Source organism: Dysosmobacter sp. Sow4_B12 (assembly GCF_052116665.1).
Classification (GTDB): domain Bacteria; phylum Bacillota; class Clostridia; order Oscillospirales; family Oscillospiraceae; genus Oscillibacter.
On record NZ_JBQKKR010000013.1, the window covers coordinates 48,035 to 73,098 of the forward strand.

At 53.5% G+C, this 25,064-nt stretch carries 30 protein-coding genes and 1 pseudogene; 23 read left to right on the forward strand and 8 right to left on the reverse strand.

The genetic code is table 11. The features are described from left to right. The first annotated feature begins 3 nt into the window (after window positions 1-3). The 14 genes from rplO (at window position 4) to ACTQ4R_RS10865 (ending at window position 8,083) form a co-directional block, all read left to right on the forward strand. On the forward strand, window positions 4-444 hold the full coding sequence (gene rplO / locus ACTQ4R_RS10800) for a 50S ribosomal protein L15 (RefSeq protein WP_441628552.1): 441 nt from the start codon (window positions 4-6) through the stop codon (window positions 442-444). A gap of 1 nt (window position 445) precedes the next feature. Next, entirely contained in the window at window positions 446-1,741 is a 1,296-nt protein-coding gene (gene secY / locus ACTQ4R_RS10805; RefSeq protein WP_441628554.1) for a preprotein translocase subunit SecY, read from the forward strand. A gap of 13 nt (window positions 1,742-1,754) precedes the next feature. Further along, window positions 1,755-2,387, forward strand: coding sequence for an adenylate kinase (locus ACTQ4R_RS10810; RefSeq protein WP_441628556.1), 633 nt, complete (start codon window positions 1,755-1,757; stop codon window positions 2,385-2,387). 4 nt (window positions 2,388-2,391) lie between these two features. Continuing rightward, on the forward strand, window positions 2,392-3,144 hold the full coding sequence (map, locus tag ACTQ4R_RS10815) for a type I methionyl aminopeptidase (RefSeq protein ID WP_441628558.1): 753 nt from the start codon (window positions 2,392-2,394) through the stop codon (window positions 3,142-3,144). Window positions 3,145-3,161: 17 nt separating this feature from the next. Continuing rightward, window positions 3,162-3,446 (forward strand): KOW domain-containing RNA-binding protein, encoded by a 285-nt coding sequence (locus ACTQ4R_RS10820; RefSeq protein WP_441628560.1) that lies wholly within the window; start codon window positions 3,162-3,164, stop codon window positions 3,444-3,446. Window positions 3,447-3,449: 3 nt separating this feature from the next. Further along, window positions 3,450-3,668, forward strand: a complete 219-nt coding sequence (gene infA / locus ACTQ4R_RS10825; RefSeq protein WP_021858709.1) for a translation initiation factor IF-1 — start codon at window positions 3,450-3,452, stop codon at window positions 3,666-3,668. 55 nt (window positions 3,669-3,723) lie between these two features. Beyond that, complete coding sequence (rpmJ, locus tag ACTQ4R_RS10830; protein WP_014116882.1) at window positions 3,724-3,837, forward strand: 50S ribosomal protein L36; 114 nt, start codon at window positions 3,724-3,726, stop codon at window positions 3,835-3,837. 26 nt (window positions 3,838-3,863) lie between these two features. Continuing rightward, window positions 3,864-4,229: a 30S ribosomal protein S13 gene (rpsM, locus tag ACTQ4R_RS10835; protein ID WP_298024377.1), complete on the forward strand. Its 366-nt coding sequence runs from the start codon at window positions 3,864-3,866 to the stop codon at window positions 4,227-4,229. Window positions 4,230-4,244: 15 nt separating this feature from the next. Beyond that, window positions 4,245-4,649 carry a 30S ribosomal protein S11 gene (gene rpsK / locus ACTQ4R_RS10840; RefSeq protein ID WP_441628564.1) on the forward strand — a complete coding sequence of 135 codons (405 nt, stop codon included), beginning with the start codon at window positions 4,245-4,247 and terminating at the stop codon, window positions 4,647-4,649. 24 nt (window positions 4,650-4,673) lie between these two features. Further along, the gene (rpsD, locus tag ACTQ4R_RS10845; RefSeq protein ID WP_441628566.1) at window positions 4,674-5,300 is read left to right on the forward strand and encodes a 30S ribosomal protein S4; all 627 of its coding nucleotides are present in this window, start codon (window positions 4,674-4,676) and stop codon (window positions 5,298-5,300) included. 84 nt (window positions 5,301-5,384) lie between these two features. After that, on the forward strand, window positions 5,385-6,335 hold the full coding sequence (locus ACTQ4R_RS10850; RefSeq protein ID WP_441628567.1) for a DNA-directed RNA polymerase subunit alpha: 951 nt from the start codon (window positions 5,385-5,387) through the stop codon (window positions 6,333-6,335). A gap of 52 nt (window positions 6,336-6,387) precedes the next feature. Then, window positions 6,388-6,732: a 50S ribosomal protein L17 gene (gene rplQ, locus ACTQ4R_RS10855; RefSeq protein WP_308857657.1), complete on the forward strand. Its 345-nt coding sequence runs from the start codon at window positions 6,388-6,390 to the stop codon at window positions 6,730-6,732. 147 nt (window positions 6,733-6,879) lie between these two features. Then, window positions 6,880-7,251, forward strand: coding sequence for a hypothetical protein (locus ACTQ4R_RS10860; protein ID WP_441628570.1), 372 nt, complete (start codon window positions 6,880-6,882; stop codon window positions 7,249-7,251). A gap of 106 nt (window positions 7,252-7,357) precedes the next feature. Beyond that, complete coding sequence (locus ACTQ4R_RS10865; RefSeq protein WP_441628572.1) at window positions 7,358-8,083, forward strand: polysaccharide deacetylase family protein; 726 nt, start codon at window positions 7,358-7,360, stop codon at window positions 8,081-8,083. Window positions 8,084-8,129: 46 nt separating this feature from the next. On the opposite strand, the gene secG is transcribed toward ACTQ4R_RS10865, so the two are convergent. Then, window positions 8,130-8,369 (reverse strand): preprotein translocase subunit SecG, encoded by a 240-nt coding sequence (gene secG, locus ACTQ4R_RS10870; RefSeq protein WP_441628574.1) that lies wholly within the window; start codon window positions 8,367-8,369, stop codon window positions 8,130-8,132. 229 nt (window positions 8,370-8,598) lie between these two features. On the opposite strand from secG, the gene lexA reads away from it, so the two are divergent. Together lexA and ACTQ4R_RS10880 are read left to right on the forward strand one after the other, a co-directional pair. After that, window positions 8,599-9,189 carry a transcriptional repressor LexA gene (gene lexA / locus ACTQ4R_RS10875; RefSeq protein WP_441628576.1) on the forward strand — a complete coding sequence of 197 codons (591 nt, stop codon included), beginning with the start codon at window positions 8,599-8,601 and terminating at the stop codon, window positions 9,187-9,189. A gap of 108 nt (window positions 9,190-9,297) precedes the next feature. Next, window positions 9,298-10,485 (forward strand): M20 metallopeptidase family protein, encoded by a 1,188-nt coding sequence (locus ACTQ4R_RS10880; RefSeq protein WP_441628578.1) that lies wholly within the window; start codon window positions 9,298-9,300, stop codon window positions 10,483-10,485. A 208-nt stretch (window positions 10,486-10,693) separates the two neighbouring features. Here ACTQ4R_RS10880 and ACTQ4R_RS10885 read toward each other — a convergent pair whose 3' ends face one another. The 4 genes and pseudogenes from ACTQ4R_RS10885 to ACTQ4R_RS10900 form a co-directional block, all read right to left on the reverse strand. Further along, a complete protein-coding gene (locus ACTQ4R_RS10885; protein WP_441628580.1) occupies window positions 10,694-12,298 on the reverse strand; it encodes a recombinase family protein in 1,605 nt (534 codons plus the stop codon). 216 nt (window positions 12,299-12,514) lie between these two features. After that, a pseudogene (mobQ, locus tag ACTQ4R_RS10890) lies at window positions 12,515-13,258 on the reverse strand (MobQ family relaxase); the annotation flags it as partial. Continuing rightward, complete coding sequence (locus ACTQ4R_RS10895; RefSeq protein WP_441628582.1) at window positions 13,224-13,583, reverse strand: DUF3847 domain-containing protein; 360 nt, start codon at window positions 13,581-13,583, stop codon at window positions 13,224-13,226. The pseudogene mobQ and the gene ACTQ4R_RS10895, both read right to left, overlap by 35 nt. Before the next feature lie 108 nt (window positions 13,584-13,691). After that, window positions 13,692-14,324, reverse strand: a complete 633-nt coding sequence (locus ACTQ4R_RS10900) for a helix-turn-helix domain-containing protein (RefSeq protein ID WP_109317843.1) — start codon at window positions 14,322-14,324, stop codon at window positions 13,692-13,694. A gap of 92 nt (window positions 14,325-14,416) precedes the next feature. Here ACTQ4R_RS10900 and ACTQ4R_RS10905 point away from each other — a divergent pair, with 92 nt between their 5' ends. The 5 genes from ACTQ4R_RS10905 (at window position 14,417) to ACTQ4R_RS10925 (ending at window position 19,502) form a co-directional block, all read left to right on the forward strand. Beyond that, window positions 14,417-15,112 (forward strand): DUF2726 domain-containing protein, encoded by a 696-nt coding sequence (locus ACTQ4R_RS10905; RefSeq protein WP_441628584.1) that lies wholly within the window; start codon window positions 14,417-14,419, stop codon window positions 15,110-15,112. Window positions 15,113-15,114: 2 nt separating this feature from the next. After that, window positions 15,115-15,189 carry a DUF7695 domain-containing protein gene (locus tag ACTQ4R_RS10910; protein ID WP_420908167.1) on the forward strand — a complete coding sequence of 25 codons (75 nt, stop codon included), beginning with the start codon at window positions 15,115-15,117 and terminating at the stop codon, window positions 15,187-15,189. Window positions 15,190-15,328: 139 nt separating this feature from the next. Then, entirely contained in the window at window positions 15,329-17,113 is a 1,785-nt protein-coding gene (locus ACTQ4R_RS10915) for an AAA family ATPase (protein WP_441628586.1), read from the forward strand. Between the two features lie 366 nt (window positions 17,114-17,479). Beyond that, complete coding sequence (locus ACTQ4R_RS10920) at window positions 17,480-19,231, forward strand: recombinase family protein (RefSeq protein WP_441628588.1); 1,752 nt, start codon at window positions 17,480-17,482, stop codon at window positions 19,229-19,231. A gap of 7 nt (window positions 19,232-19,238) precedes the next feature. After that, entirely contained in the window at window positions 19,239-19,502 is a 264-nt protein-coding gene (locus tag ACTQ4R_RS10925) for a sigma factor-like helix-turn-helix DNA-binding protein (RefSeq protein ID WP_441628590.1), read from the forward strand. Between the two features lie 162 nt (window positions 19,503-19,664). Here ACTQ4R_RS10925 and ACTQ4R_RS10930 read toward each other — a convergent pair whose 3' ends face one another. From ACTQ4R_RS10930 to ACTQ4R_RS10940, 3 genes are all read right to left on the reverse strand, one after another. Further along, a complete protein-coding gene (locus ACTQ4R_RS10930; RefSeq protein WP_441628591.1) occupies window positions 19,665-20,342 on the reverse strand; it encodes a hypothetical protein in 678 nt (225 codons plus the stop codon). After that, window positions 20,335-21,531, reverse strand: coding sequence for a DUF262 domain-containing protein (locus ACTQ4R_RS10935; RefSeq protein WP_441628592.1), 1,197 nt, complete (start codon window positions 21,529-21,531; stop codon window positions 20,335-20,337). The genes ACTQ4R_RS10930 and ACTQ4R_RS10935 overlap by 8 nt, the downstream gene beginning before the upstream one ends. 79 nt (window positions 21,532-21,610) lie before the next feature. Continuing rightward, a complete protein-coding gene (locus ACTQ4R_RS10940) occupies window positions 21,611-22,594 on the reverse strand; it encodes a Fic family protein (protein WP_441628593.1) in 984 nt (327 codons plus the stop codon). Window positions 22,595-22,816: 222 nt separating this feature from the next. Between ACTQ4R_RS10940 and ACTQ4R_RS10945 the strand changes: the two genes are divergently transcribed. Then, entirely contained in the window at window positions 22,817-23,968 is a 1,152-nt protein-coding gene (locus ACTQ4R_RS10945) for a tyrosine-type recombinase/integrase (protein ID WP_441628595.1), read from the forward strand. 45 nt (window positions 23,969-24,013) lie between these two features. Continuing rightward, window positions 24,014-25,064: ATP-binding protein (locus tag ACTQ4R_RS10950; RefSeq protein ID WP_441628597.1), on the forward strand; the 1,051-nt coding region annotated here is incomplete at its 3' end.

Consider the following 25,064-nt stretch of genomic DNA (forward strand, 5'->3'; position numbering starts at 1 on the left):
ATTATGAAACTGAGCGAACTGTCTCCCGCCGAGGGCTCCGTCCGCGAGGCCTACCGCAAGGGCCGCGGTGCCGGCTCCGGCAATGGCAAGACCGGCGGCCGTGGCCACAAGGGCCAGAAGGCCCGCAGCGGCGGCAAGGTCCGCGTGGGCTTTGAGGGCGGCCAGATGCCTCTGGCCCGCCGTATCCCCAAGCGCGGCTTCAACAACATCTTTGCAAAGCCCCTGGAGATCATCAACCTGAGCGCTCTGAACGCCTTCGAGGACGGTGAGACCGTCACCGCCGAGGCGCTGCTGGCCAAGGGCATCCTCTCCAAGTGCGAGTACGGCTACAAGGTCCTGGGCAACGGCAAGCTGTCCAAGAAGGTCACCGTCAAGGCTTCTGCTTTCTCCGCTTCTGCCAAGGAGGCTATCGAGGCAGCTGGCGGAAAGGCAGAGGTGATGTAACGTGATCCAGACGATTCGCAAGGCATGGGGCATCCCCGAGCTGCGGAAGAAGATCATCTTTACACTCCTCATTCTGCTGATCTTCCGGATCGGCAACGCCATCACGGTTCCCTATGTCAATACTGACGCTTTGAAGCTGCAGCTGGACATGATGGGCGCCACCATCCTGGGCCTGTACAACGTGATGTCCGGCGGCGCTTTCGCCAACGCGACGGTGTTCGCCTTGAGCATCCAGCCCTATATCAACGCATCCATTATCATCCAGCTGCTGACCGTCGCCATTCCCGCCCTGGAGCGGCTGGCACGGGACGGCGGTGAGGAAGGCAAGAAGAAGATCCAGTCCATCACCCGCTACACCACTGTGGGTATCGCGGTGCTGCAGGCCATTGGCTACTATATGATGATGAAGAATTACAACCTGCTGGTATCTGATGCCACCGGCATCTGGCCCGCACTGGTCATTATTGTGACCTTCATTGCCGGTTCTTCCTTCGTCATGTGGATGGGTGAGCAGGTCACGGAGTTCGGTGTCGGCAACGGTATTTCCATCATCCTGTTTGCCGGCATCCTGTCCCGGGTCCCCGTTATGGTCTCCCAGGGTGTTGCCTTTGGTATGCAGAAGGCCACCAACTGGCTGTGGGTCGCTCTGCTGATCGTGGCCATGCTGGCTCTGGTGGTGTTTATTGTCTTTATCAATGACGCCGAGCGCCGCATCCCCGTTCAGTATGCCAAGCGCCAGGTGGGCCGCAAGATGTATGGCGGCCAGAGCACGCATCTGCCCATGAAGGTGAATATGTCCGGCGTTCTGCCTGTCATCTTCGCCCAGAGCATTGCGTCCTTGCCCATCACCATCTGGACCTTCATCGGCATTCCCACCCAGGACAAGAGCCCTGTTGCGTATGCCATTTATCAAGCCATTGATACCAAGTCCGTCATCTATATGGTGGTGTACTTCATCATGATCATTGGCTTCAGTTATTTCTATTCCAGCATTCAGTTCAACCCCGTTGAGATCGCCAACAACCTGAAAAAGCAGGGCGGCTTCATCCCTGGCTTCCGGCCCGGCAAGCCCACTGTTGACTTCATCAAGAAGGTCCTCAACAAGATCACCCTGTTCGGTGCCATCTATCTGGGTATTGTCGCCATCTGCCCCTTGATCCTGGGCAAGCTCGTCGGCAATTCCTCCCTGGCCATCGGCGGCACTTCCGTCATCATCGTGGTGGGTGTTGCTCTGGAGACTGTGAAGGCTCTGGAGTCCCAGATGCTGATGCGGCAGTACAAGGGTTTCCTGGAATAAGGAAGGGATTCTCATGAAACTGATTCTGCTGGGCGCCCCCGGCGCCGGCAAGGGTACACAGGCCGACATCCTGTGTAAAGAGCTGAATATCCCCACCATCTCCACCGGCAACATCCTCCGTGCCGCCATCAAAAACGGCACGCCCGTCGGCATGCAGGCGGAAGCCTACATGAAGGCCGGGAAGCTGGTGCCCGATGATGTCATCATCGACATCATTCACGAGCGCGTGGCTGAGGCGGATTGCGCTGACGGCTATATCCTGGACGGTGTGCCCCGCACCATCGCCCAGGCGGAGGCCCTGGAGAAGGCCGGGATCGTGTTTGACGACGTGATCTCCATTGAGATCTCCGATGAGACCATCATGGAGCGCATGACCGGCCGCCGGGTCTGTGAGCACTGCGGCACCAGCTACCATCTGGTGGCTGTCCCGCCCAAGACCCCCGGTGTCTGCGACAAGTGCGGCGGCAAACTGATTCAGCGCCATGATGATGAACCCGAGACGGTGAAGCACCGCCTTGAGGTCTATCATAAGGAGACGGAGCCCTTGAAGGACTTCTACGCAAAGCGCGGTCTCCTAAAGTCTGTGGAGAACCAGCCCACCGTGGCTGCCACCTCCCAGGCCATCCTCCACGCACTGGGGAGATGAGCGTATGATTACACTCAAATCTCCTCACGAGATCGAACTGATGCGCCGTGCCGGAAAAATTACCGCGGCTGCCCGTGCGTTAGCAGGGGAAATGGTAAGGCCCGGCGTAACAACCCAGGAGATCGACCGTGCGGTGGAGCATTTCATCCGCAAGCAGGGCGCGGTCCCGTCCTTCCTCCACTACAATGGCTATCCGGCCAGCGCCTGCATCAGCGTCAACGATGAGGTCATCCACGGCATCCCGGGCAAACGGGTGCTTGCCGAGGGCGATATCGTCAGCGTGGATGTGGGAGCGTATATCGGAGGATTCCACGGCGATTGCGCGGCCACCTTCCCCTGCGGGAAAATCACTCCCGAGGCCCAGGACCTGATCGACGTGACCAGGCAGAGCTTCTTCGAGGGAATCCGCTACGCGAAGGAGGGCCACCGGCTGCTGGATATTTCCGCAGCCATTCAGCAGTATGTGGAAAGCCACGGGTACTCCATCGTCCGGGAATACGTCGGTCACGGCGTCGGCCAGGCGATGCATGAGGCCCCGGAGATTCCCAACTACGGCCATCCCGGCCGGGGACCACGGCTGCTGCGCGGTATGACCCTTGCAATCGAACCCATGGTGAACGCCGGCAGCGCCGCCATCCAGCAGCTCTCCGACGGCTGGACCGTCAAGACCCTGGACGGCAAGTGGGCGGCCCACTATGAGAATACGATCCTGATTACCGATGGCGAGCCTGAGATATTGACGGCTCCCGCCATCTGATGGGTAAGAAGAAACGTATGGAAATTGCAAAATCAAATATCGTCCGTTCCGATGCCGGCAGAGACAAGGGAAAGCTCTTCGTCGTTCTTGCGGTGGAGGGGGAGTACCTTCTGCTGGCTGACGGAAAATGCAGGAAAGTGGAATCGCCCAAGCGCAAAAAGCGCAGACATGTGCTGTTTGTGGCGGAGGACGATACCCGCCTTTCCAACAAGATCAAGTGCGAAGAAAAAATCACCAACAGTGAACTTCGCAGGACCCTCGCGAGCTACCGCGAGGAGGTTTATCCGGACCAGGAGGGATAACGTTTGGCAAAATCCGACATGATTGAAGTGGAAGGCGTTGTGGTGGAATCCCTGCCTAACACGACGTTCCAGGTAGACATTGGAAATGGACACACGATTCTGGCGCATATTTCCGGAAAACTCAGAATGAATTTCATCAGGATTCTGCCCGGCGACAAGGTCACGGTGGAGATGTCCCCGTACGACTTGACCCGCGGCCGGATCACCTGGCGCAGCAAGTAAGCTGTGTCCGGCGAAAGAAATGACTTGAAACCGCTGAAAGGAATGGTTTAGAACTATGAAAGTAAGACCGTCCGTGAAGCCCATGTGCGAAAAGTGCAAGGTCATTCGCCGCAAAGGCCGTGTCATGGTCATTTGCGAGAACCCCAAGCATAAGCAGAGACAGGGCTAACATTTAATTGGAGGTGCTTTAAGAGTATGGCACGTATTGCCGGTATTGACCTGCCGAAGGATAAGCGCATTGAGATCGGCCTCACCTATATCTACGGCATTGGCAGAAAGAGCGCCAAGGACATCCTGGCGCAGACGGGCATCAACCCCGACACCCGCGTCAAGGACTTGACCGATGCTGAGGAGCAGCAGCTCCGTGACGCCATCGACGCTTATACCGTCGAAGGCGACCTGCGCCGCCAGACCGCCCTGGACATCAAGCGCTTGAGTGAGATCGGCTGCTATCGCGGCATCCGTCACCGCAAGGGCCTGCCTGTCCGCGGCCAGCGCAGCAAGACCAACGCAAGAACCCGCAAGGGTCCCAAGAAGACCATTGCGAACAAGAAGAAGTAAGGAGGGAGAACGAAAATGGCAACTGCAAAAGCTTCCGGCAAGAAAGTTATCCGCCGCCGGCGCGAAAAGAAGAACATCGAGCGTGGCCAGGTCCATATCCGTTCTTCTTTCAACAACACCATGGTGACTGTCACCGACACCCAGGGCAACGCCCTGTCTTGGGCTTCTTCCGGCGGCCTCGGCTTCCGCGGCAGCAAGAAGTCCACTCCCTTCGCCGCTCAGACCGCCGCCGAGACGGCTGCCCGCGCCGCGATGGAGCACGGCTTGAAGACCGTTGAGGTCTTCGTCAAGGGCCCCGGCCAGGGCCGTGAGGCTGCTATCCGCGCCCTGCAGGCCGTGGGCCTGGAAGTGACCATGATCAAGGACGTCACTCCCATCCCCCACAACGGCTGCCGTCCCCCCAAGCGTCGTCGCGTCTAATCAAAAGAGGAGGTAACAAGCAATATGGCAAGATATACCGGCGCAGTCTGCCGCCTTTGCCGCAGAGAGGGCCAGAAGCTCTTCCTGAAGGGCGACCGCTGCTACACGGACAAGTGCTCCATCGAGCGTCGTGGTTACGCTCCTGGCATGCACGGCAATGCGAGAAACAAGAAGCTCAGCGAATATGGCCTGCAGCTGCGTGAGAAGCAGAAGGCCAAGCGCTATTATGGCGTTCTGGAGAGCCAGTTCCATGATTACTATGAGATGGCCAACCAGAAGGCCGGTGTTACCGGCTCCAACCTGCTGTCCATCCTGGAGACCCGTCTGGACAACGTGGTCTACCGCCTGGGCTTTGCCATGAGCCGCGCTGAGTCCCGCCAGCTGGTCCGTCATGGCCACTTCACCGTCAACGGCAAGAAGGTCGACATTCCCTCTTACCTGGTGAAGCCCGGCGACGTCATCGAGCTGAAGGAAGGCTCCCGCAGCATGGACAAGTTCAAGGGCTCTCTGGAGGCCAACGCTTCCCGCGTGGTCCCCAAGTGGCTGGAGCTGGACAAGAACAATGTGGCCAAGGTCGTCGCAGAACCCGCCCGCGAGGACATCGATCTTCCCATCGAAGAGCACCTCATCGTCGAGTTGTACTCCAAGTAATTGGAGGATACCCTCGAGAATGGTACGAAGATTCGGCGGCGTGCTTTGCATTGCCGCAATGAGAAGATGAAGGAGGGTAACTGCATGATCGAAATTGAAAAGCCCCAGATCGAGTGCACGGAAACTCCGGGCGACGCCACGTATGGCAAGTACGTGGTGGAGCCGCTGGAGCGTGGTTACGGCACTACCCTGGGCAATGCGCTCCGCCGCATTATGCTTTCCTCTCTGCCCGGCACCGCGCCGACCACCATCAAGATCGCCGGTGTCCAGCATGAGTTTTCCACCGTTCCCGGTGTGAAGGAAGACGTGACGGAGATCGTCTTAAATGTGAAGGGCCTCCTGACCAAGCTGCACAGCGAGACTGTGAAAACAGTCTATATCGAAGCGGTCGGTCCCTGCGAGGTCACTGCCGGCGACATTAAGGCTGACGGTGAGGTCGAGGTGCTGAATCCCGACATGCACATCGCCACCTTGGACAACGGTGCCACGCTGAACATGGAGATCACCCTGTCCCATGGCCGTGGTTATGTGCCCGCAGACCGCAACAAGCCTCAGCAGAATGTCATCGGCACCATCGCCGTGGACTCCATCTACACCCCTGTGTACAAAGTGAACTACACTGTGGAGCCTACCCGCGTGGGCGCTTCCAGCGACTTCGACAAGCTGACGCTGGAAGTCTGGACCGACGGCACCATCTCTGCCCGGGACGCGGTGTCCCTGGGCGCCAAGATCCTGTGCGACCACTTTACCCTCTTCACCGACCTCTCTGAGAACGTGGGCAGCAAGCCCACCGTGGTGGAGAAGGCAGAGGCCCAGCGGGATAAGGTGCTGGAGCTGACCATTGAAGAGCTGGACTTGAGCGTCCGGAGCTTCAACTGCCTCAAGCGCGCCAACATCAATACCGTCGAGGACTTGATCTCCAAGACCGAGGACGAAATGATGAAGGTCCGCAACCTGGGCCGCAAGTCCCTGGAGGAAGTCATCAACAAGTTGGCGATGATGGGTCTCCACCTGGCCGACGAAGAAAACAACTGATCTCACGCCGGAACTCCCGGCTGACCAAAATCCTGATAAGGAGGAAACCGAAATGCCCGGAACTCGTAAGCTCGGCAAGACCACTGACCAGCGCATGGCTATGCTGCGTCAGCAGGTCACGGATTTCCTGGACAACGGAAAGATGGAGACCACCGTCACCCGTGCCAAGGAAATCAAGCCCCTGGCTGAGAAGATGATCACCCTCGGCAAGAAGAGCGACCTGGCTGCCTACCGGCAGGCCATGAGCTTCATCACCCGTGAGGACGTCTGCAAGAAGCTGTTCAAGGAGATCGCCCCCAGCTATGCGGAGCGCAACGGCGGCTACACCCGCATCGTCCGCACCGGCGTTCGCCGCGGTGACGCCGCGGAGACCGCGATCATCGAGCTGGTGAAGTAATTATTTTCCCTTGATTCAAAAAAACCCTTTGTAATGTGTACCTAGGCACATTACAAAGGGTTTTTTGATTTTACACGGCTGCTTTGCCGGCAGTTGCAATTCTCCGGGAATCTGCTATGATAAAAGAAAGAGAAGGGAGGCGGCGCCATGCAGCAGGTCCAGTGTTATGAATGCGGCCGGCGGTACGATTATGATGAGGACGGTTTTTGCCCCAGGTGCGGCGCCTTTAACCAGCCGCCGCGGGAGTCCCGCGTCAGCGCCGACGGCACGGTCATCCGTCTGGATGGCCTCAACGAAAAAAATCATGCCGATTCCTTTGTCCACCGGGAGCTCCATTCAGAAAAGCGCCAGCGCCGCAGGACCGGACTGGACAAGAGCGTGACCCGGGTCCCGCAGGCGGAGCCCGTCTCCGGGGCGAAGAAAGCAGGCAAGATGACGCTGGGAAAGCTCATTGGCTGGGCTGTTTTGGCCTTCACCATCTTGAACCTTCTGAGCGGAGTTCTGTCCAGGTTATTTTAAAGCATGCACGCCGCGGTCTGCCGCGGCGTGTCATTTTTTGACAGATGTATTTTCCCGCGTCCCGCGCAAACTATTCCGGAAGAACATGGAGAGGAAATGGAGAGGCATGAAAAAGCGGGAGCTTGTGCTTGGAGGGCTGTGTCTGCTGGCGCTGGTCCTGCTGCCGGGCAGGCGGGAGGCGGCAGATCTGCCGGCGGACGCACCGGCGGAACTGTCGGCGGAGACAAACTATATCGCCTTGACCTTTGACGACGGCCCCAACCGGGGCACCACGGACCGCCTGCTGGACGGCTTAAAGGAGCGCGGCGCCAGCGCCACCTTCTTCCTGGTGGGAGAGCGCATCAGCGGGGAGGAGGACCTGGTGAAACGGATGCAGGCGGAGGGACATCAAGTGGGCAATCACACCTGGAGCCATGTGCGCCTGCGGGGCGCCAGCGAGGAGACCATCTGCCGGGAGACCCGGCAGACGGAGGAAGCGCTGGAGGCGATTCTGGGACCGGGGACATACTGGCTGCGGCCGCCTTACGGCCAAATCGATGAAAAAGAGCGGAAGCTGGTCACCGTACCCATGGTCCAGTGGTCTGTGGACCCCCGGGATTGGGAGTTGAAAAATAAGGACAAGGTGGTCCAGGCGGTGCTGGAGGCCGCAAAACCCAATGCCATCATCCTGCTTCATGATATTTACCCCACCTCTGTGGACGCCGCGCTGGGGATCGTGGATACCCTGCAAAAGCAAGGATACTGGTTTGTCACCGTGGAGGAACTGCTGAAGCTCAACGGCATAGAGGCTCAGCCGGGGATGATCTACCGCTCCGGCGATCAAACTGCGTAAAAAACCCGTCCGCATTTGCGGACGGGTTTTCGCAAGAGACAGCCGCTTACTGCAGAACCAGCAGCACAAAGGTCAGCACCAGGAACACGGCGCCCACCCACTTGGTGGCGCGGGCCAGCTTGGCGTCCAGGGTCTTGGCCTTGTTCTTGGCCAGGAAGGAATCAGCAACACCGCCGATGGCGCCGGACAGGCCAGCGCTCTTACCGGACTGGAACAGCACGATCAAGATGATGGCCAGGCCGCACAGCAACTGCAGAATCGTAATCACAAGAGTCAAAGCGTCCATAGGATAACCTCCACTAATTCGTCATGCGCAGGCATGAAAAGTCATTTCACAGAACCTTATGTTACCATAGATTCTTCCACATTTCAAGGGCTTTTCCGAAAAAGCCGCCAAATTTAGCGAAAGAAAATCCAAATAAAAATGGAACAAATGTTTGCATTATCGAAAGAACTGTGGTAAAATGAAATCGGAAATAATTTGCTTCTGTCCGTGGCAGAACAAGGAGGCATATATGGCGCAGCTTTCCAAAATGCAGCAGAAGATCTATGAGTACATCGTGTCCTGCATCCGGGACCAGGGGTATCCGCCCTCTGTCCGGGAGATCGGTGAGGCTGTGGGCCTCAAGTCACCGTCCACCGTTCACTTCCATTTGAAGCACCTGGAGGAGGCGGGCGTCATTGAAAAAGGCGCGGGGAAGGGCCGCGCCATCACCTTGACGGAGCCTGCCGTCCCGGAGGACCGGGTGCCCATTGTGGGCAATGTGGCCGCCGGCAGCCCGATTTTGGCGGAGGAGTGTATTGAGGATTACTTGACCTTTGACACCGGCGGACACAGCGGGGAGTATTTTGCCCTGCGGGTCCGGGGAGAATCTATGCTGAATGCCGGCATCCTGCCGGGCGATCTGGTGGTGGTCCGACGCCAGCAGGTAGCCAACAACGGCGAGATCGTGGTGGCCATGATCGAGGACGAGGCCACGGTGAAGCGGTATTCCCGGAAAAACGGCCAGGTCTGGCTGCTGCCGGAAAACGACGCCTATTCGCCCATCGACGGCACCTATGCGCAGATCCTGGGCAAGGTGGCCGCGGTGGTGCGGCGCTATTGAATGGCCGCGAAAACCGTGCCGGAGCACAGCTCCGGCACGGTTTCTTGCTTCCTGGGGGAAATCTGCTATAATGAGGAAAACCGTATCTCAAAAGAAATGGAGAACAGTATGATAACGAAAGAAGCAGTGCTGCGGCTGGCCGGCGAGTGTGCGCCCAGGCTCCGGGAGATCTGGGCGGACCTGCACAGCCACCCGGAGCTGGGGTTTGAAGAGGTGCGGACGGCCGGAACGGTCGCCGCCTGCCTGCGGGAGTTGGGAATCGAGACAGAGGAGAACGTCTGCGGCACCGGCGTGGTCGGCACCATCCGGGGCGGTCTTCCGGGTGGGACCATTCTGCTGCGGGCGGATATGGACGCCTTGTCTGTGACGGAGGCCACGGGCCTTGCCTGCGCGTCCCTGGCACCGGGAAAGATGCACGCCTGCGGGCACGACGCCCACACCACATGGCTGCTGGGGGCGGCTATGATCCTGTCGGAGTTGCGGGAACAGCTGCACGGCACGGTGAAGCTCATGTTCCAGCCCGGGGAAGAAGTGTTCGGCGGCGCGCAGGGCATGATCGAAGCAGGTATCCTGGAGGACCCCGAGGTTGACATGGCACTGGGCGCCCATGTGACGCCCCGGTTCGACGCGGGTGTTTATCATATCCAGTCCGGCACTATCACCGCGAATCCGGACTTTTTCACCCTGCGGCTGTACGGCAGAGGCGCCCACGGCAGCGAGCCCCAAAGCGCCGTTGACGCCATTAATATGGGCGTGAAGGTCTATGAGCTGCTGCAGACCTTTGTCAGCCGCCTCAGCAGCCCCAGCCAGGAGGTGGTGCTGTCCGTGTGCACCTTCCACAGCGGCACCTCCCGGGGCGCCATTCCCGGGGAATGCGAGCTGGTGGGCACTGTCCGCAGCTTCCGCCAGGAGGTGCGGGAGCAGGCGAAGCAGTTCATTGAGGACTGTGCCAAGGCCGTAACGGGCTTGTACGGCGGACGGTATGAATACGAGTATGAGATGGTGTGCCCCTCCGTGGAAAATGACGAAGAGCTGACCCGCCGTGTCCAGGCGCTGACAGCGGAGCTTTTGGGACCCCAGGCGGTGGTCACTCAGGCGGAGCGGTTTATGGGCGGCGAGGATTTCTGCCTCATTTCCCGGCGGGTGCCGTCGGTGTACCTGTTCGTGGGCTGCCGGAACGATGCGCGTTTCTCGGCGGTATCCCTCCATAACCCAGCCTTCCGGCTGGACGAGTCTGTCCTGGCCCGGACAGCGGCGGTGCTGGCTTATAACGCCCTGCGGTTATTGGAACCATAAAATGAGACCCCAGCGGTTTGCGGGCCGCTGGGGTCTCGTTTTACGTATGCTCCCGTTTTTGCGGAACAGCACTTTCCTCCATCTGTGCCCGCAGCTTCTCCAACGCCCGCTTTTCGATACGGGATACTGTTCGCTGCCATCAGTGTAAACGATTTGCCCTGTTTTTTTGCGCCCACTAAATCGGCGCAAACCATTGATATATCTGGATTTATACCGCTTCGTTCAGTTGGCGGAAGCGGAACTTGATGTAGATTTGTTTGTCTTCTGACAGCTCCACACGCTCGATCAGGCTGAACAGCAGTTCTCGATTGGTGGGAACTGACTCTAAAAAGCGTTGTACCAGTTCCTTTGCCCTGTCCTCTTTGGGGACGGGGTTCTCTTTTTCCCGCTCGAGAACCTTCAGCTGTTCCTCCAACTGTGTTCGGTCATTCTTGACCTTCAGATAGATGCGTTGGAAGTCCGCCTCGGACAGGATGCCGCTGAGCTTATCCATGTACATCTTATCGAGATTTACTGTCAGCGTATCGATCCGGTTTCGCAGGGACTGGATTTCGGCTTCTGCGCTGGCAGCTTTGTCCGCCTCGGATACAGCTTCTTCGGCTATGGGCAGCAGTTCCGACGGGTTGAGATATGCCTCGCATACCTCTCGAACCTTGGCAAGCACGGCATCAGTCACCGTCTTTTCCTTGATGGAATGACAGGTACAGACTCCCGCCTTAGTAAACCGTTGGTAGGTGCGGCAGATCAGAAACAGCCGTTCTTCGCCCGCGGCGTTCTTGCGGTTGATGACGGCCATGGGGTAGCCGCACTCATGGCAGAAGATCAAGCCCCGCAGTAGAAAGTCATAGGTGCGGCTTTTTGTGCGCTTGCGGCTGCTGACCAGCATCTGTACTTTTTGAAAGGTCTCGGCATCAATCAGTGGTTCGTGGGTGTTTTCTACTACCACCCAGTTCTCCCGGGCCTGCCGCAGACACTTCTTGGACTTGTAGCTGATCTTCACTGTTCGTCCCTGTACCATGTTGCCGATGTAGGTCTCGTTTTGCAGCATCTCGGAGATCCGCTCGCTGCTCCATAGGCCGGTGTAGGGACCGGGATTGGCGACCGTTAACCCTGCATAAGTGGCAGGTGTCGGCACATGATTCTCGTTGAGCTGCGTGGCGATTTTGCGGCAGCTAACGCCCTCCAGCGCCATGGCAAAGATCCGGCGCACGATCTGGGCAGCCTCTTCATCCACTACGATTTGATTTTTCTCTGTGGGGTGCATCTTGTAGCCGAACATGGGCTTACCGCCGATAAACTGTCCCTTGCGCTGCTTATCTCGTTTCACGCTCTTGATCTTCTTGGAGATATCCTTGGCGTACATGTCGTTCATGATGGCTCGGAACGGAGTGATATCATTGGCACTGGATTCCACGCCGGTGTCGATACCATCCAGCAATGAGATATACCGTACCCGCTTTTCCGGAAAGTACCGCTCCATGTAATGGCCGGTCATGATGTAGTCGCGCCCCAAGCGGGACAGGTCTTTGGTGATAACCATGTTGACCTTCTTCGCTTCAATGTCACCGATCATTCGCTGAAAATCCGGGCGGTCAAAACTGGTCCCGCTCCAACCATCATCGATATAGGTGTCATAGACTGACAGACGATGCTTTTTCACGAAATCATCCAAGAGAGATTTCTGGTTGGTTACGCTTTCCGATGGTCCTTCGTTTTCGTCCTCCTTTGATAGTCTGATGTATAGTGCTACATGGTAATCCATGGGGTTGCTTATTTCTAAGTACATAATCGTCCTCCTGAAATAAGCGACCATTCATCATGGCTATCATACATGGCCATGTGCGACCGGCGCAAATTTTTCAAGCTCCTTTTTGAGAAAGGTCGCGAAGGACGAACTCACGATATCTTGAATGGTTGCTCCATCATTGGTGTAATAGCAACCGACAATCAGTTCCTGCTCTTTCATGGGACACCTCCTTTTGATATGATACAGACTATGCGTGAACGTATGAACACTTGCTTTTGGGCATATGCCTTTCTTCTCCATTGCCCGGACGGTTGCGCCCTCGTGGACGGTGGGAAGAAGCTCCACGCCCTGACGCTCATAGCTTCTGTGGTCGATACGAACGTCAAGCCCCTTTTCCGCAAACTTGGCGTTGCATAGCTCCGCCCATGTCTGCCGCCAGTATTCCAGCGTTTCGGGACTGCCCCAGTCGGTAGTGGGAACGGCGTTGAAAATAAACTCGCCATTCTGGTCTCTGATACGGTTGCCGTCCTCGTCCAGCTCATACACCCGGCGTTGCTTTAGCCCCCATTTGCCGTTCTGCTCGATGGGACGGATAGGGCAAAGCACATGGAAGTGTGGGTTTGGTATGCCGCCGTCCTCCCGGTCTGGCTGGTGTACGGCGAAGTCAACCACCATGCCCCGGCTCACAAAGTTCTCCAACAAAAATTGCCTTGCGAGAGCGATGTTTTCCTCAAGGGAAAATTCATTCTGCAAGGCAATGTCAAAGCTGTATGCAAGCTGGGCGTTCTTTCCACGCTCGGCTTTTTCCACGGCGTTCCATAGGGTCTGGCGGTCTGCGTATTCGGGCGGTGCATGGGACGGCAGGAGAATGTCAGAGCAGATCACGCCGCCCTTGCGGGTGTAGTCGCTGTATTCGCCGTAATACTCGCTATACAATCGCTCCCCGGCTCGGTAGGCGGCAGAAGCAATAGCGGACTGTCCTGCGCTTCGCTTAGTCTGCGTGACGCTCAGATGAAATAGTGCCATCGGCTTTCAACTCCTTTTCTCTGTTTGCTTGGCTGATATGGGTAATCGCCATGTGACGGACGGCTCGCTGGACTTCGGACAGGGAAAAGATGTGTTCCATCAGCTCTGTCATTTCGGTGCGTGTGAGATCTTTGACCTCCGGGGCAAGGCTCTCAATCGTGCCGCCCAGATTGCAAAGGCGGTGGGTGCGCTTGGTGCGTTCGCCTTTCTCCAGATACTTCTTTCTGTTCTCCAGACGCTCCAGCTTGTGCTTCTCCTGTGCAAGCTGCGTCTCGGCTCGTTCCTTTTCGGCTCGGAACTGGTCAAGGGTTTTCGGTTTTGTCATTGTGATTGACCTCCTATTTTTGATTTTGGGGATAAAAAAAGACCGTCAACTTTTCGCACATTGCGACCAGTCAACGGTCAGTTTTTCGGTATTCGTTAAGTTCTAAAATCAGTTCTTTGAAAGATGGCGTTTTTCAATCTCTAATGTTATGAGGGTAGCAGTCATTAGATAGAGGACGGCTATGACACATTCCAAAGCAAGCGAATTGATAGGGCGAGGATAAAAATGTACTAACGCCATTGCCAACAGTCTAATCGGGAAATATGTGCCTAACCATGCAGAGACTTTATAAAACCGCTTGCGGAATTGTATTGTTCTCTCATTCTGCTCATTTGCCTTTTTTTGATATGCGTATTCAAAGCCTCCAACCATAGCAATAAAAGGAATAAAACTCAGGACACCAAAGAAAATGTTTTGCAGGATAACAACAGACATGAATTGAATTATCAACACCATCACTTCAAGAGTGAGCAAAAAAATCATGATCTGGTGGACGCCGTCCGTTTTGACTTCCTTAACTTTCGGCAGGTCATTGTCGCTTTGGTATTCATCATTTAGCAAGTAGTCTGTTGTAACCTGAAACAGCCTACTGAGTTGAAGAATGTTTGTTGCATCTGGCATAGCCGTTCCCATTTCCCAACGGGAAATGGCTTGCCTTGATACGCCCAGCTTATCAGCTAACTCTTCCTGTGACATTCCATTGGACTTTCTCAACCTAATAATCTTATCTGATAATTTCATAATGAAATCCTCCTTTGATTTGGTGATTTCATTATAGCAATGAACGCTTTCAGCCACCACCACTTCAAGTTTACATTTCCGCAACATATGAGGTGGACACCGTCCACAAGTTTCAGGGGCGAGAACAAGATGCGATCATTCTGACCTCAGTCGACAATGTCATCACAGATTTTGTGGATGATCCCCATATGCTGAATGTGGCGGTTTCCCGCGCGGTCCATTCGCTGACGGTGGTCACATCGCAGGACCCACGTAATGACCAGACCAACTACGGCGATTTGACACGATACATCGAATATAACAATTTTGAAGTGATCCAGAGCCAAGTCTACTCCGTGTTCGATATGCTCTACCAGGGCTATGCCGAGCAGCGCAAGGTATATCTGCAAAAACATAAGCGGGTATCTGAGTACGATTCTGAGAATCTCATGTACTCTGTGATTCAAGAGGTGCTGTCCGAAGAGGCATTTTCCACTATCGGCTGCGCTGTACATGTTTCTCTTGCAACACTGGTGAAAGACTATGGACCGTTGACGGAGGAAGAACACAAATATGCCCGGAATCCGTTGACGCATGTTGATTTTTTGTTATTCAATCAAATGGATAAACAACCTGTGCTAGCAATTGAAGTGGACGGGACTGGCTTCCATGAAGCCGGGAGCAAACAGGCAGAACGCGATATAAAGAAGAACTCCATTCTGAAGAAGTGTGCCATCTCGCTGCTGCGGCTACGTACTGACGGTAGCGGAGAAAGAGAGAAGATTAGGACTGCACTAAAGAGAAAATGATTATGTCGAGAATAATGAGGAATACAATCAGATGTAAAAAATGTGGAGACGTCATCGAAAGTAAAACCATTCTTTGAGACATAACGCTTCGTTTCAGCAATTCTATTATGAATGCTAGATTGTATTGGTTTCGATTATACCCCCATTATACCCTTGATTTCACGGGTATAATGGGGTATAATTCTATGCATAATAGTTTCACCGGGGAGGTGCACCATGGAGCTGTTTGAACTTCAAGCCAAAATTGCTGATCTGGAGCAACAGATTGCGGAGCTGCCTGCAGGGTTTGTCACAAAGAAGACGATCAACGGCAATGTGTATTTCTATCACCGTTGGACGGAGAACAAAAAGCGGCGGGAGAAGTATATTTCTGCTGACGAATTGGAAAACTTCCGTGCTCAGATCGAGAGGCGGAAGGAACTGGAGCATGAGCTGAAGGCGCTGAAAAAGCAGCTGCCCAAGGCGAAATCTGCGAACCCTTCCGCGTTTACCACCAATGTCCGCACCGGCGAGGCGCTGCGTTCCTTTGCGGCATCTGTTTGCGGCTATCGCAGGCGCGAGTGCTTCCGGCAGCTGCACGACTTTGTCTACGGCGAGCCGCAGGACAAGGTGTTCATCCTCTACGGCCTGCGCCGGACGGGGAAAACCACTATGATCCGCCAGATTTTTGCAGAGATGAACGACGCAGAGCTTGCCAAGGCAGCGTTCATTCAGATCACCGCAAAAGACACACTGGCAGACGTGAACCGAGACATCAAGGCATTGGAAGCGCAGGGCTTTCGCTATGTGTTCCTCGACGAGGTGACGCTGATGGAGGATTTTATCGAGGGCGCGGCGCTGTTTTCTGATGTGTTCGCGGCCTGCGGTATGAAGATCGTGCTCTCCGGCACGGACTCGCTGGGCTTCCTCTTTACAGAGGACGAGCAGCTTTACGACCGCTGCATCCTGCTGCACACCACATTCATCCCTTACCGCGAGTTTGAATCCGTCCTCGGCATCCACGGCATCGACGAGTATATCCGCTACGGCGGCACCATGAGTCTCGGCGGCGTCCACTACAACGAGACCTCCACATTTGCCAGCAAGGAAAGCACCGACGAATACGTGGATACCGCCATCGCCCGCAACATCCAGCACTCCCTGCGCTGCTATCAGTACGAAGGACATTTTCGCCATCTGCGGGATTTATATGAGAAGGGCGAGTTGACCAGTGCCATCAACCGGGTGGTGGAGGACATCAACCACCGCTTCACGCTGGAGGTGCTGTCGCAGGATTGGAAGTCCCACGACCTCGGCATTTCCGCCAGCAACCTGCGCCGGGATCGGAAGAACCCGACGGATATCCTCGACCGCATCGACCTTGTGCTTGTCACCGACAGCCTGCGGAAGCTGCTGGAGATCCGCAATAAGGCGGAGCAGACCGTGGCGCTGGACGATGTTCACGCGGCGGAGATCAAGGAGTATCTGGACTTGCTGGACTTAACGCGGGAGATCGACGTGCTGCACCTGCCGGATGTCAGCACAAAGTCCGGACGCACGGTGATCGCGCAGCCGGGACTCCGCTATGCGCAGGCGGATGCGCTGATCCGCAGTCTGCTGCTGGATGAAACATTCAGCGCCCTGTCTCTTGCGGAGCGCACCGCCGTGCAGCAGCGCATCCTGACCGAGATCAAAGGGCGGATGTTGGAGGACATCGTCCTGCTGGAAACGAAGCTGGCAAACCCCAAGAAGCAGGTATTTGTCCTGCAATTCCCCGTGGGCGAATTTGACATGGTGGTGTTTGACCCGGAGGCAGGCTCCTGCCGGATTTTCGAGATCAAGCACAGCGAGGAAGCTGTCCCACAGCAGTATCGCCATTTGATCGACGAAAAAAAATGCACCCAGACCGAGCACCGCTACGGCCCGATTACCGGGAAGATTGTCCTCTATCGTGGGGAAAGCCAAGTGGTTGAGGGCATTCAGTATCAGAATGTGGAAGAATATCTGCGAAACCTTGCATGACAAAACCGCCGCCCCAATTTTCCGTTTGGGGCGGCGGTTTTTATGATGCAGCTTGTCATATGACAAGCTGTGACGCAAAATAAACTTGATGTATGACAAGTAGCAATGCGCAAAAATCGTGCGGCGAGACTGCAAGAATGCAGTTGATGACGAAAACAATAATGTTCTAAATAGCATCCATCGCTCATTCCATCAATCATTTTCTCAATGCACATGAGTGATGCGCTCCGAACTGGCACGGTCAGCGCGCGAAAACCTCTGCCTATCCGCAGAAATTTTCAGATTCTTCCCTTGGGTACCTTTTCAAATGGATTCCAATCCGTTATAATATATCTACCAACCTAACGAATAGCGCGAGGTGCCGCCATGAAAACGAAAGATACGCCGAAGCAATACGTCATCTACTCCCGTAAGTCCAAATTCACCGGCAAGGGCGAGAGTATCGAGAACCAGATCGAGCTGTGCCGCCAGTATATTGCCATGCATTTTGGCGAGGATGCGGCGGAGCATGCGCTGGTGTATGAGGACGAGGGCTTTTCCGGCGGCAATCTGGAGCGCCCGCAGTTCAAGAAAATGATGAAGGACTCCCAGAAGATCGCCTTTGCCGCCATCGTGGTTTACCGCCTCGACCGCATCAGCCGCAACATCGGCGACTTTGCAAAGCTCATCGAGGACCTGGGTGACCGGCACATCGACTTCATTTCCATCCGGGAACAGTTCGACACGTCCTCGCCCATGGGCCGCGCCATGATGTATATCGCGTCCGTCTTTTCCCAACTGGAACGGGAAACCATCGCCGAGCGAATCCGGGACAATATGCATGAGCTGTCCAAAACCGGGCGCTGGCTGGGCGGCACCACACCTACCGGCTACGCCTCGGAGAGTGTGTCCAGCGTGACGGTGGACGGTAAGGTGAAGAAAGCCTGCAAGCTGAAGCCCATTCCGGAGGAAATCCAGCTGGTCAAGACGATTTTCTCCGTGTTCATGGAAACCGGCTCGCTCAGCAAGACCGACCAGTACCTGTTGGAGCACCGCTGCGTCACAAAGCGCGGCAAGCAGTTCACCCGCTTTGCCATCCGGGGCATTCTCACGAACCCGGTTTACATGATCGCCGACGAGACGGCGTATCAGTATCTGAAAGAAAATAATGTTGACCTGTTCGCCGAGCGTTCGGAATTCGACGGCGAGCACGGCGTCATGGCGTACAACCGCACACTCCAGCGCCCCGGCAAGGCAAACCAGATCCGACCCATGGTGGAATGGATCGTGGCGGTGGGTAAGCATCCCGGCATTATCGCAGGCAGCGATTGGGTGCAGGTGCAGGCCATGCTGGACGTGAACAAATCCAAGAGCTACCGCAGACCACGCAGCAATGTGGCTCTGCTGTCCGGCCTGCTGCGGTGCAGCGAGTGCGGCGACTATATGCGCCCGAAGCTGACCAACCGCCGCACGGCGGACGGCGAACTGATCTACACCTACATGTGCTCCACCAAGGAGCGCAGCCACGGCACCGTCTGCTCTATGAAAAACTGCAACGGCAACACGCTGGACGCTAAAATCATCGAAGAAATTCGTAAGCTGTCCGCCGACAAGGAGACCCTTACCCGGCTGCTGGCGCAGACCAAGAAGGTCATCAGCGGCAGCAAGGAGGGCTACGACGCTGAGCTTGCACTGCTCCGGGAAAAGCACACCGAGACGGAAGAGCGCATCAAGCGGTTGGTGGAGTCCCTGTCCGTTGCCAGCGACACCTCCGCGAAATATGTCATGGAGCAGATCGACGCGCTCCATCAGGAGAGCGAGACACAGCAGCTGCGCCTTGCCGAGCTGGAAACCCTGACTGAACAAAGCCGGATGCTGCATCAGGAGTTTGCCTTCCATCAGGAGATGATCGAATCCTTCGCCAGCGCGGTGGATTCTGCCACGCTGGAGGAAAAACGCCGCCTGCTGCGCACCATCGTCAAAAAGGTGGTCTGGGACGGCAAAAATGCCTATGTTTACCTCTTCGCGGAGGATGGAGAGGCGGATTTGCCGCCCATTGACCAACCTATGTATCCGTTGAGAGAGGATAGCGAACGAAATTCTCATGTACTTTCGCAGCCAAAAAAAGCTGCAGGGTGAGGTCTCTTTGTCCGACTCCATTGAAACGGACAAGGAGGGCAACGCCCTGCAGCTGATGGATGTGGTGGGTGTGGACGACACTATGCTGGACGACATCCACGACCGGGACAACGCCCTGCGCCTGCGGCAGCTGGTGCGGGAGGTCCTCACCGCCCGGGAAGCCGAGATCATTCGCCTGCGCTATGGTCTGGGCGGCACCGTGCCCCTCACCCAGCGGGAGGTCGCCGCCTCCTTCGGTATCTCCCGGTCCTATGTATCCCGCCGCCATTAATGTAAACGATGCCCGGAAAGCCTTGAAAATACAGGCTTGTCCGGGCATCGGTCATATTAGGGTAGCGCCGCCGTTATTGTAAACAGTGAGAAATTTAGGATGAGCGGCCATTCATCACATACTTTTAATGCAGAGTCTACGTTTGGAAATATGTGTTATTTTCTACATGTCAGGTGTTTTCAACGCACTTATTGATTGCTCCAACGCAACTACATAAATAACTGCTGAATAATAGAACTTTTGTATGTCTTCAAATGTATCTGATAAACCATTAATATAATCGTGGGCAACTCGATTTCGACGTAGCTTTAAACTTAAATAAGCTTTCTCAGCATCGTCAAAAGAACATTGTTCAACAATGTCTTTTAGATCACATTGCTTTGCATAGTCAAAATCATATTGTTCATCTTCTCCTACTAAAGCCGATAGACCCGCAATTTTAGCCGTAATCCTTTCTAAGGTAGCTAAGTGTTCTATTAAGAAGTTGTTTTTTACCTCAGTTTTAAATGCTTGTCCACCAAAAAGATCATAGAATTTTTCTGCATCGAGATGCTCTATGCCATTATCATCATACCCTTCAAGCTTAGCAAACATTTGATCGACCTTTGGCTTTTTAGATTTTAGTGCAGAAATGTTGGGATATGATGTAATGGGGAGAATAGGTGAGTCCAGAAACTCTTGGCATCTATTTTTTATCTGATACTCAAACGAACTTGCTGCACTCATAGTTAATACTTTTGGATAGTTTTTCATGATAAGACGTTCGGATTTTATTGTCCGATAGTCTTCTTCGTATTCCTTAATGAGTTTATCAAGTTCATGATATTGAGAATTACTCATCGCAATTCTCCCCTGTGATTCTTAAAACCTCTTTTGCCCGGCCAAGTCTACCTTTGATATTTTCGCTTGAGGAAGATCCTGATTGCAGGAAAGAAACAAACGTCTCATCATTTTTTAGTGCCTCAAACGATTCTGCATCAATTTTGGTATTCAGGAGGGTACGCTTGTTAAATGGATCAGCACAAGCTGCGACAAATACTGATTCAAAAAGCGTTTTAGAAAACCGCCTATTTCTAAAGAACGCTTTTTCACCAAGAGTTGAACAAGCAGAGATAAACGAGACAAACAAATCCCGCAAGTACTCAATGTGCTCTTTGTCGAATTTTTTTGACTTTTGTGAAAAGGCATTAAGAAACCCAACCATTTTTGGGGAATAGTTATCTCCATCTTGAAGCAAGGCGAATGACCGCAAAATTAATTCAATATCATTGCTGTGCAAATCCTGGGTCGGTTTTCCAAGTAATTCTCGCCAATCTGCGTAATTGTTAAGAGCTACCAACATTTTATAGAACTCGCAATAATATAGGCTCGCTCTAATTTCTTGGTGATTTAAGGGAGTTCCGCCAGTGTTGAGTCTGTTAAATATCTCGAACATGGAAGAACTGTTGTCATCTGGTTTGTTTTGACGTACCACGACCGTTCTTAGATATCGACGTAGCCTAAATTTGATTTGGGTGTCTCTATCAAGTGTTGCGAACTTTTTACCATGATATCTGCTGGGTTTTTGAGCATCATCATCATTTAGTCGCAATGTAAAATCTTGAAAAATACTATTATCAGGTAAGAGGGTCTCGAGAGTATCCCCCTCATTTATTCCATTGCGAATCATAAAGCGAGAGTCTGTGTTTTTGGGAAAGCGTCCTTTTACGAAAAAGTAAATTGAAAGGAAGCGCTGTTGTCCATCGATAATTTTATACGTATTATTCTCGTCTCCCTCTGAATAAAAAAACAATTCCGGAACGGGTAACCCGAGAATCAGCGATTCCACAAGTTTGGAAGCCTTTTTTATATCCCATACATAATTTCTTTGAAAAAGAGGGATTTCAATAATACCTGAATCTATCATATCAACGATATTGGCTGGGGTTAGATCTCTTGGACTGGTTGTTATATCATATTCCACGATAGCCTCCTCGCCGATATCATGTTCTTCCTCAAAGAACATATCATTTTCGCTTATATAGTCCATCACGGGTTCTCCTCTCTATTTTTATTGTTTAAATATATTTTTATTCGAGTTAGAAACACGGGCATCTATAACAATATTTTTACATAGGCCGATACGCCCAATGTCCGCCTTCGCGATATTTAACAAGTTTTCCTTTAGAAGCAAACCCGGTAAGAATTCGATTGGCTGTAGCAGCCGACACACTACACAGGGCCCGGACATCTGCATTCATAATAAACTCGTGTGTCTCCAAGAACTTCTCAATTTGCTTCCAGCGCATTGTCGACTTATCCGTCGGCGCATCGCTCATTTCATCGCTCGCGTTGATTGCGTCAATGAGAGATGCCTTGATAGCTGAGAGCATAAACTCAATAAACACCGTGGATTCCCCAGTGGCGTTGGACGCATTGATTGCTGCATAGTATTCCGGCTGACGGGCGTGAATCATGGACTCCACAGGTAGCCACGCAAAGGTAGGATTCCATTTAGAAAGTAGCAGGGTGTGCCACAGGCGTCCAATACGACCGTTGCCGTCAGCGAATGGGTGGATTAACTCCAACTCATAATGGAACACACAGCTGCGGATCAGCATGTGTATGTCGCTGGTCTTAGTCCAGTCCAGCAGTTCCATCACCAAATCCGGCACATAATTAGGGAGGGTTCCAACATGGAGGACATGCCCTTCCTTGTCAACGACTCCCACAGAACGGGAACGGAATATACCGGATTCCTCCACCAGCCCTCGCGTCATGATACCGTGAGCAGTCAGCAGATCGTCTACAGAATAGGGATCAAGCTCATCCAGACGTTCGTAGATCTCATAGGCATTCTTGACCTCGGCAATATCCTTGGGTGGAGCCAGCACCTGCTTGTCATTTAGAACCGCGGTGACTTGTTCCAGACTCAGTATATTCTGCTCGATAGCCAGAGACCCGTGGATCGTCCGGATACGGTTTGTTTTTCGCAAGGTGGGGTTTGCAGACAGTTGATTGGTGGACGTCAGCTTGCCCACCAGCTCAGCAATTTCTGCCACTTGGTGGATCATTGTATTTGTAATTTCAAAAGGAGGTTTCTTGTTCCTCATAGAAACACCTCATGCGAATAATTCGTTCGATAATATTATACTACACATCGCTCATTTCATCAATCATAAAGTGAGAGATGGTGATTACTATTGTTCCGATAAAAGGCTGGAATAAGGTGTTGTGGAAACTATTATCAGTGTTTCAAAACGTGATATAGTGTGAAATGGACCGAAAGTCAGACGCGACTTTCGGTCCATTCTTTATAAGGGGGATCAATGATAATGGCATCTATTGTAGAGCGTGGAAAAAGCTATTCCGTTGTTTATATGACTACAATCCAAGGCCACCGGAAACAAAAGTGGGAAACTTATCACACAAAAGCGGAGGCAGAACGAAGAAAGCAGATTTTAGATTTCTGTCAACAAACAAAACGCAGAAAGGAGCACGAGAAAGTCGAAACAATATCAGATCTTATGGAACGCTATGTAGCTTTATACGGCAAAACAAAATGGTCGTTATCAACATACCAGTCCAATTGCGGACTCATTCGAAATTACGTCCTTCCGCTACTGGGGAATATCCGTCTGGAAGAATTGTCGCCACGTGTCGTCGCAGAACTGTATCGCGATCTTTTGCAGCAACCCAGATATGATGGCCCTTATCACAAGAGTCTTGGACGAACAGTGAGCTTGTCCGTATTGCGGGATCTTCACAAGCTGCTGCACAGTGCATTTGAGCAAGCAGTTCTATGGGAATATGTCTCTCGCAATCCGTTTCACCACGCTGCACTTCCGCGTATGGAAACCAAGCCACGCCAATTTCTCCGTCCAGATCAAATCTCAGTATTATTAGAGCAGTGTGACAATCCACGGTTAGCTCTGGCAATCCATTTGGCATTTGCCGGATCTCTGCGCAGAGGAGAGATATTGGCACTAACCTGGCAGGACGTAGATTGGAAATGCAGCGCCGTACGGATAAACAAAACCCTGTGCCGAGTCAGCCAAGAAGCGTTGCGCACACTTGGTGCGCAAAACATCCTGTTTGAATTTCCACCCGTGTTAAAATCGGATAAGACCGTGCTTGTGCTGAAGTCGCCCAAAACAGTTTCAAGCAACCGAATCATTTATTTACCAGAGGCAGTAATGAGACTGTTGAACGAGCATTTGAACCACCAACAGGAAGAAGGCACAGCTGACCCTATTATGGTCTTTCAAGACAAAGACGGGCACCCTTTGCAGGATACAACGCTAATAAAATATTTTCAGACCGCATTGCAGCGTGCTAACCTTCCCAAAGTCTGCTTTCACAGTCTGCGTCACAGCAGCATAAGCCGGATTACCGCTGGTGTTTGCAGGCTCGACAGAAGTAGTATTGATGTGAATAATTCCGACAAGAAAAAAGTTATTCACATTGATGTTAAAAACTTTACTTGACGCAAAGGGGGTGATATAATGGCTGACAAAGGTGGTGACAGAATCATGGAATTAAAAAACAGATCGCAGTATCTCGATAAGCTCATTTCCGTTCAGGATATGGAGGTCATCAAGGTCGTGACCGGAATCCGGCGCTGCGGCAAATCCAGCCTGCTGAAATTGATGATGGCGCATTTGCGGGAACAGGGCACTGTGGAGGATCAGATCCTCTCAATGAACTTTGAGTCCATGCAGTTTGCAGACATGGACAGCAAAAGCCTTTATCAGTATGTGATGGAGCGTGCACCCAAGGAAAAGCGGCTCTACCTCTTTTTAGATGAGGTGCAGAAGGTTCGGGACTGGCAGGATGCCGTGAATTCCTTCCGCGTGGATCTGGATTGCGACATTTATGTGACCGGTTCCAACGCCTACCTGCTTTCCTCCGAACTGTCCACGTATCTGTCCGGGCGCTATGTGGAGATCAGGATGCTGCCGCTGTCATTCCGCGAGTTTTTGGACTTCCACGGCTATTTGCTGGAGGAGTACAAAGCCCCCAACGGCACTATGAAACAGCGCGCCAAGGGAAAAGACGGCGAAGCGTATGAGCTGCGCGACCTGTTTGAAGCCTACGCGCAGTTTGGCGGTATGCCCGCACTGGCCGAGGCGGAGCTGGATCAGGAGCGCGCCAATATGCTGCTGGACGGCATTTATTCTGCTGTGGTCGTGCGGGACATTCTGGAGCGCGGCAAACGGAAAGAACAGCGGGCCGTGACCGACGCGCTGCTGCTCCGCAAAATTATCCTGTTTCTGGCTGATAACATCGGCAACAACACCTCGGCTGCGTCCATCGGGCGCACCCTTGTCAGCGAGGGCCTGTTGGATGATGGCAGAAAGACCAAGCCTGCGGTGCAGACCATCTCTGCCTATATCGACGCACTGTTGGAGTCCTATATCTTCTATGAGGTCAAGCGTTTTGACATCAAGGGGAAGGACTATCTGCGGACGCTGGGCAAATACTATATCGTCGATCCCGGCCTCCGCACCTACCTGTTAGGAAACCGGGGCGGCGATGTGGGACACATTCTGGAAAACATCGTTTATTTTGAACTGCTGCGGC

Excerpts from the sequence above, each read along its gene's own strand:
- rpsK (WP_441628564.1), top strand. The coding sequence starts at position 4,245 with ATGGCAACTGCAAAAGCTTCCGGCAAGAAAGTTATCCGCCGCCGGCGC.
- rpsM (WP_298024377.1), top strand. The coding sequence starts at position 3,864 with ATGGCACGTATTGCCGGTATTGACCTGCCGAAGGATAAGCGCATTGAG.
- rplQ (WP_308857657.1), top strand. The coding sequence starts at position 6,388 with ATGCCCGGAACTCGTAAGCTCGGCAAGACCACTGACCAGCGCATGGCT.
- ACTQ4R_RS10880 (WP_441628578.1), top strand. The coding sequence starts at position 9,298 with ATGATAACGAAAGAAGCAGTGCTGCGGCTGGCCGGCGAGTGTGCGCCC.
- ACTQ4R_RS10820 (WP_441628560.1), top strand. The coding sequence starts at position 3,162 with ATGGAAATTGCAAAATCAAATATCGTCCGTTCCGATGCCGGCAGAGAC.
- rpmJ (WP_014116882.1), top strand. The coding sequence starts at position 3,724 with ATGAAAGTAAGACCGTCCGTGAAGCCCATGTGCGAAAAGTGCAAGGTC.
- ACTQ4R_RS10810 (WP_441628556.1), top strand. The coding sequence starts at position 1,755 with ATGAAACTGATTCTGCTGGGCGCCCCCGGCGCCGGCAAGGGTACACAG.
- ACTQ4R_RS10895 (WP_441628582.1), bottom strand. The coding sequence starts at position 13,583 with ATGACAAAACCGAAAACCCTTGACCAGTTCCGAGCCGAAAAGGAACGA.
- ACTQ4R_RS10860 (WP_441628570.1), top strand. The coding sequence starts at position 6,880 with ATGCAGCAGGTCCAGTGTTATGAATGCGGCCGGCGGTACGATTATGAT.
- ACTQ4R_RS10930 (WP_441628591.1), bottom strand. The coding sequence starts at position 20,342 with ATGAGTAATTCTCAATATCATGAACTTGATAAACTCATTAAGGAATAC.
- lexA (WP_441628576.1), top strand. The coding sequence starts at position 8,599 with ATGGCGCAGCTTTCCAAAATGCAGCAGAAGATCTATGAGTACATCGTG.
- ACTQ4R_RS10915 (WP_441628586.1), top strand. The coding sequence starts at position 15,329 with ATGGAGCTGTTTGAACTTCAAGCCAAAATTGCTGATCTGGAGCAACAG.
- ACTQ4R_RS10940 (WP_441628593.1), bottom strand. The coding sequence starts at position 22,594 with ATGAGGAACAAGAAACCTCCTTTTGAAATTACAAATACAATGATCCAC.
- ACTQ4R_RS10885 (WP_441628580.1), bottom strand. The coding sequence starts at position 12,298 with ATGGTCGCTTATTTCAGGAGGACGATTATGTACTTAGAAATAAGCAAC.
- rplO (WP_441628552.1), top strand. The coding sequence starts at position 4 with ATGAAACTGAGCGAACTGTCTCCCGCCGAGGGCTCCGTCCGCGAGGCC.
- ACTQ4R_RS10865 (WP_441628572.1), top strand. The coding sequence starts at position 7,358 with ATGAAAAAGCGGGAGCTTGTGCTTGGAGGGCTGTGTCTGCTGGCGCTG.
- map (WP_441628558.1), top strand. The coding sequence starts at position 2,392 with ATGATTACACTCAAATCTCCTCACGAGATCGAACTGATGCGCCGTGCC.
- ACTQ4R_RS10920 (WP_441628588.1), top strand. The coding sequence starts at position 17,480 with ATGAAAACGAAAGATACGCCGAAGCAATACGTCATCTACTCCCGTAAG.
- ACTQ4R_RS10945 (WP_441628595.1), top strand. The coding sequence starts at position 22,817 with ATGGCATCTATTGTAGAGCGTGGAAAAAGCTATTCCGTTGTTTATATG.
- secG (WP_441628574.1), bottom strand. The coding sequence starts at position 8,369 with ATGGACGCTTTGACTCTTGTGATTACGATTCTGCAGTTGCTGTGCGGC.
- ACTQ4R_RS10900 (WP_109317843.1), bottom strand. The coding sequence starts at position 14,324 with ATGAAATTATCAGATAAGATTATTAGGTTGAGAAAGTCCAATGGAATG.
- ACTQ4R_RS10935 (WP_441628592.1), bottom strand. The coding sequence starts at position 21,531 with ATGGACTATATAAGCGAAAATGATATGTTCTTTGAGGAAGAACATGAT.
- ACTQ4R_RS10850 (WP_441628567.1), top strand. The coding sequence starts at position 5,385 with ATGATCGAAATTGAAAAGCCCCAGATCGAGTGCACGGAAACTCCGGGC.
- rpsD (WP_441628566.1), top strand. The coding sequence starts at position 4,674 with ATGGCAAGATATACCGGCGCAGTCTGCCGCCTTTGCCGCAGAGAGGGC.